2 protein-coding genes are annotated in these 1,719 nt (G+C 42.2%); both read right to left on the minus strand.

The genetic code is table 11. The annotated features are described in order from the left end of the window. Positions 1–469: 469 nt before the first annotated feature. Complete coding sequence (locus UF06_RS03685; protein ID WP_045569237.1) at positions 470–835, minus strand: VOC family protein; 366 nt, start codon at positions 833–835, stop codon at positions 470–472. 152 nt (positions 836–987) lie between these two features. After that, positions 988–1,470, minus strand: a complete 483-nt coding sequence (locus tag UF06_RS03690; protein ID WP_045569238.1) for a MazG-related protein — start codon at positions 1,468–1,470, stop codon at positions 988–990. Between the last annotated feature and the right edge of the window lie 249 nt (positions 1,471–1,719).

Raw genomic sequence — 1,719 nt, forward strand, 5'->3', positions numbered from 1 at the left:
TGTTCGAACAGGGTTCGCCATTCTTGGTTAGTGCGTCGTTTGGCCATTTCAAATCTCCTTTGGGTTGGAGGTTTGATCTTATTATTCGGGCTAGACGATTAGAATGCGGGGTTTATGATGCGCTTACGATAAAACCGAAAAACTAAGATCAAATTTCTGATTGAGCCAGCCGCCCTAACCTCGCGCTTACTCGAAAATTGACTGAGGCAATTCTCTGAATTTCCAGCGCCTAAGAATGAATGTCCGGAAAACAGCGCCAAACGAAACCAACTTGCCGACAAGCACAAAACCAACAAGCCAAGGGAGTAAAGAAAAGATACAACCAACTGATTTTGCGTGATTAAACATAACGCCCGCTTAAGTGGTGAGCAACGCAATAAGAATGCTTCCGCATACCACCTAAATCACTAAACTTACCGCAAACTACAAATGCCACGCGTTGCGAATCCGTCTTAAAGCGTTTGTTAGGCTACTGATTCTCGGCTATGCGCCACAACACACCACTTGGATCTGTAACGCAAAATTCGAGCATTCCCCACGGCTGCTCAATAAGTTCCGTGACCTTTACGCCAAACTCTTTGTCTAGATTTAGCTGTAGGACATGTTCATACCAGCTTCGAGCATCTTCAACTAAAAGGTGCATCATAAAGTTGTTGCTGTGAACAGGTTCGTAGAAATCTTGGAGTAAGAAAGAACAAGTACCAAATTTAAAATAAGCGATACCTTCAAATTCAGATGCCATTTCAAAGCCAACAATCTGATAAAAACGCTTTGAGCATTCAAAGTCTTTAGCGGGAACAAAAGACTTTATTTCTACCGTGTTAAGGTTTTCCATTTCAATCTCCATTTTCTAGCACTGTTTGTAGCCTAACGCCCAATTAAGGGGTGAGCAACGCTACCACCTTGCCTAACGCATTGTACCGTAAACACTAAATTTCAAGTAGATACAAAAATGCCAAGCGTTGGGAATCCCTCTTAAATTGTTTGTTATGGCGCTGAACTTGAAGCTAGTTGTTGAATGTCAATTAGGTCTACTTCCCTACCCAATATCCGCTTGTACTCTACCAATTGGTGGACTGGGATAACCTGTAATTCGATGCCTTGATAGCTTTTGGCAACTGACTTTGAAAAGTCGATTTCCAGTTGGTGCCACGAACCGTCCAACGATGACTGGATTTTTGTATTGAGAGCCAAGCCTATTTCAATTTTTTGATTTTGATAGACTAGCTGAAAATACTCTAAATCCCAGCCATATTCCGAGTAGTGAGTAAGCGGTTTAGAAATATACGGGGCAACGTGAGCAAGTATTTTATTTGCATCTGAGTTATGGATATAGAGATCAATATCTGCAATTTCACGACTACCACCATGAATTGTTGCCGCTAAACCACCGACAATTTGGTATTCGATACTCTCCGATTCCAAAAGACTTTTCAGCCAGTCCAAGGCTACTTTTACTTTCTCGCTCATATACTTCCTTAGCTGATTTTTGCCCTGCGCCATAACGCCCGGCTAAGGGGTTGACAACGCACCGCCGAACTCAAAAAACACACTGTAAACACTCAACTTCAATTTTGCACTAAAGTCGCCAAGCGTTGGCAATCCCTCTTGAGCCGTTTGTTATGCAAATTCAATAAGATAAACTGACTTTACTCGATCAAAAACCACGATTGCAATGGTTGAGTGATTCAAGAACCAACCCAAGCCAGAGCCATGATA

It is taken from the genome of Vibrio sp. S234-5 (assembly GCF_000960595.1).
Classification (GTDB): Bacteria; Pseudomonadota; Gammaproteobacteria; order Enterobacterales; family Vibrionaceae; genus Vibrio.

Bases quoted from the DNA above. Each gene is read 5' to 3' on its own strand.
- UF06_RS03685 (WP_045569237.1), bottom strand. From the start codon at position 835: ATGGAAAACCTTAACACGGTAGAAATAAAGTCTTTTGTTCCCGCTAAA.
- UF06_RS03690 (WP_045569238.1), bottom strand. From the start codon at position 1,470: ATGAGCGAGAAAGTAAAAGTAGCCTTGGACTGGCTGAAAAGTCTTTTG.